Origin of the sequence: Bartonella sp. TT110JLCBS (assembly GCF_042193405.1) — a bacterium.
GTDB lineage: Bacteria > Pseudomonadota > Alphaproteobacteria > Rhizobiales > Rhizobiaceae > Bartonella.
The window spans coordinates 1-557 of the sequence record NZ_JBHILT010000304.1 but is presented as its reverse complement, the minus strand read 5'-3'; the positions used below and the strand labels follow the sequence as shown (position 1 = coordinate 557).

2 pseudogenes are annotated in these 557 nt (G+C 48.1%); both read left to right on the top strand.

What is annotated here, in order from left to right:
* Positions 1-401, top strand: a pseudogene (locus ACFILW_RS11035) (phage tail tape measure protein); the annotation flags it as partial.
* A gap of 13 nt (positions 402-414) precedes the next feature.
* Positions 415-557: pseudogene (locus ACFILW_RS11030) on the top strand (phage tail protein); the annotation flags it as partial.

Genomic DNA, 557 nt, shown 5'->3' with positions numbered 1-557 from the left:
AGCTCTCGGAGAGTGCCAAGGCTGGTATGGAACAAGCGGGCGAAGATCTGGCTAATTCGATTGTCGATGGCTTTATGGCACCTATCACAAAGTTGAGCGATTTTTGTAAATCTTTGCCTAGCCGCATTAAGGGGTGGATTGGTTCCATTGATGTAAGAGAGTTTTTGCCAAGTTTTTTGGGGGGCAAAACAACCATTCAACCGATTGCACAATTTGCAGGGGCGGGGCGTGCAAATTCCCCTTTCACAGAAGCAAAAGGCAAAGAGCATTCCACTATCACACACAATCAAAATGTCACAGTGCATGTCAATGGTGCGCGTGATCCTGTTGCCACCGGTCGTGCGGTTGCCCATGCCATTCAACGGGTACGCGCCAATGCATTGCATGGCGGGACAGAATGAGGGGAGGGAGCCTATGAGAGATCCTTTGATGATGTTAGGATCACATCAATTTTATGTGGACTGGCTGAATTTCCAATCCTTTGAAGAAGAGTTTTCTGCCTCATGGGTTTGTATGGAGCGTTTTGGCAAGGCACCCAGTTTGCAATTTACCGGCTA